General features: G+C 77.0%; 3 protein-coding genes. All 3 read left to right on the top strand.

Going from position 1 to position 2,677, the window contains the following annotated elements; genetic code table 11:
- Positions 1–927: polysaccharide deacetylase family protein (locus BI06_RS44320; RefSeq protein ID WP_369826403.1), on the top strand; the 927-nt coding region annotated here is incomplete at its 5' end.
- A complete protein-coding gene (locus BI06_RS44325) occupies positions 924–2,039 on the top strand; it encodes a glycosyltransferase (RefSeq protein WP_030398285.1) in 1,116 nt (371 codons plus the stop codon). The genes BI06_RS44320 and BI06_RS44325, both read left to right, overlap by 4 nt.
- Positions 2,040–2,103: 64 nt before the next feature.
- The coding region (locus tag BI06_RS52140) for a hypothetical protein (RefSeq protein ID WP_158516550.1) at positions 2,104–2,677 on the top strand (574 nt) is incomplete at its 3' end.

Below are 2,677 nucleotides of genomic sequence, written 5' to 3' on the forward strand. Positions count from 1 at the left end.
GGCCGGCGCACCGAAGCGCCGCGCACCGAGACCCCGCGCGCCGAAGCGCCGCACACCGAAGCCCCGCGCGCCGACGCGCCGCGCACCGACCCGCCGCACCCCGGCACCCGTCGACCACCGGCCCGGCTGCCCAGGAGCCGGCGCCCGCTCGCCGACCCTCCCACAGCCGAGACCACCTCGCCGTGGATCCTGATGTACCACTCGGTGGCCGTCGAGAAGGAGGACCCCTACCGGCTCACGGTCAGCCCCGAACGCTTCGCCGAGCAGATCGCCTGGCTCCACCGGCGCGGCAAGCGCGGCGTCTCCGTCCGCGAACTGATGCGGGCCCGGGCCGCCGGACGGGCCGACCGGCTGGTCGGCCTGAGCTTCGACGACGGCTACGCCGACTTCGCCCGCCACGCCGTCCCGATCCTCCAGGCCTACGGCTTCACCGCCACCGCCTACGTCGTCGCCGACCTGCTCGGCCGCGCCAACGACTGGGACACCGAAGGCCCCCGCAAGACCCTGCTCACCGTGCAGGAGGTCACCGACCTCGCCGCCGCCGGCTGGGAGATCGGCTCGCACGGCCTCGGCCACCAGGCCCTGCCCGGACTGCCCGCCGACGTCCTGACCGCCCAGACCCGCGACAGCCGGCGCCTCCTGGAAGAGGTCGTCGGCGGCCCCGTCACCGGCTTCTGCTACCCCTACGGAGCCGTCGACCTGGCCGCCACCCTCGCCGTCCGCGACGCCGGCTACGACTACGCCTGCGCCATCGCGCACTCCCCGCTCACCGGCCGCTACGCGCTGCCCCGCTGCTACGTCGGCGACCGCGACGGCGCCTGGCGGCTGCGCGCCAAACGCGGCCGCCACCGCCTGCGCGACACCGTCACCGAACTCCGCCGCCAGCGCCTCGCCGCCCGCGCCGGACGCCTCCGGAGGGTGCCGTGAGGATCCTGCACATCGTCACCGGCCTCGCCTCCGGCGGCGCCGAACGCCAGCTCCACCTGCTGCTCCGCCACCTGCCGGCCCACCAGCAGTGCGAGGTCCTCGCGCTGACCAACCCCGGCACCGTGGCCGCCGCGCTGCGCGCCGACGGCGTCACCGTCCACCACCTCGGCATGCGCGGCAACCGCGACCTCGGCGCACTGCCCCGACTGGCCCGCCTGGTCCGGGCCGGCCGCTACGACGTGGTGCACACCCACCTCTACCGGGCCGGACTGTACGGACGGCTCGCCGCCCGGCTCGCCGGCGTCCGGGCCGTGGTCGCCACCGAGCACTCGCTGCACGCCGGAGTGATCGAGGGCCGCCCGGTCACCCGCGGCGTCAAGGGCCTCTACCTGGCCGCCGAACGCCTCGGCACCACCACCGTCGCGGTCTCCCGGCAGGTCGCCCAGACCCTGCACGCCTGGGGCGTGCCGCCGGCCAGGGTCGAACTGATCCCCAACGGCATCGACGCCGCCCGCTACCACCACCCGCCCGCCGACCGGGCCGGCACCCGCGCCCGGCTGCGCGCCGAACTCGGCCTCCCGCCGGACGCCTGGGTGATCGGCGGGATCGGCCGGCTCGTCCCCGGCAAGCGCTTCGCCGTCCTGCTGGAGGCACTCGCCGCCCTCGACGCCGCCGCCCGCCTGGTGCTGATCGGCGAAGGCCCCGAACGCGCCGCCCTGGAACGCCGGGCCGACGAACTCGGCGTCCGCGACCGCCTGGTGCTGACCGGCGAACGCGACGACGTCCCCGAGCTGCTCACCGCACTCGACGTGCTCGCCGCCCCCTCCACCGAGGAGACCTTCGGCCTCGGCGTGCTGGAGGGGCTCGCGGCCGGCCTGCCGGTGCGCCACAGCGCCTGCCCGGCCCTGGACGAACTGCCGCCCAGCGCCGCCCCGCAGGCCCGCCGGATCCCCTCCGAGGCGGCCGCCTACACGGCCGCGCTGCGCGACCTGCGCCACCTCGACGACCTCGGCACCGACCCGCTGCCCAGGCCGCCCGCGGTCGGCCACTACGACATCGTCCGGGTCGCCGCCGACCTCGGTGCGCTCTACGACCGGCTGGCCCGGGCTTGAGCCGGCCGCACCCCCGCAGACACCGGGCCGCCGGCCGGGCGGCCCTCATACCCAAGGAGTCCCCATGAGCGAATCGCGCCGTAGCGCCCGTCGGCTCGTCGGCCGATGGTGGCCGATGGCCCTAGCGGTGCCGCTGGGCGCCGCCGCCGGCGCCGGGTACGCCGTCGTCGCCCACCCCTCGTACGCCGCCAACTCCTATGTGATCGTGGTGCCCGACGCCCAGGGCCAGGCCGCCACCGCGGTCAACTTCGCCCAGGCGTACGGGCGGCTGGCCGGCCAGCCGCAGGTGCTCGCGGCGGCCGCCGCCGAGACCGGTCACAGCCGCGGCGAGCTGGAGAGCCTGGTGCACGGCACCACCTCGCCGGACGCCCCGATGATCGAGATCACCGGCACCGGCGCCGAGCCCGGGGAGGCCGTCCGGGCGGCGGACGCGGTCGCCCGCTCGCTGGTGGCGTTCGCCAACAACAGCAGCAAGGAGACCGGCGTCCGCCTGGTCCCGCTGGCCGGCGCCGCGGAGCCCGACAAGCCGACCACGCCCTCCGGCAAGCTGGACGTCGCGGTGGGCGGCGCGGCCGGGGTGCTGATCGGCGCGCTGGTGATGATGACCCGCCGCCGGGGCACCGGGAGCGGCGCCGGGA

Origin of the sequence: Kitasatospora sp. MBT66 (assembly GCF_000710405.2) — a bacterium.
Lineage (GTDB): Bacteria > Actinomycetota > Actinomycetes > Streptomycetales > Streptomycetaceae > Kitasatospora > Kitasatospora purpeofusca.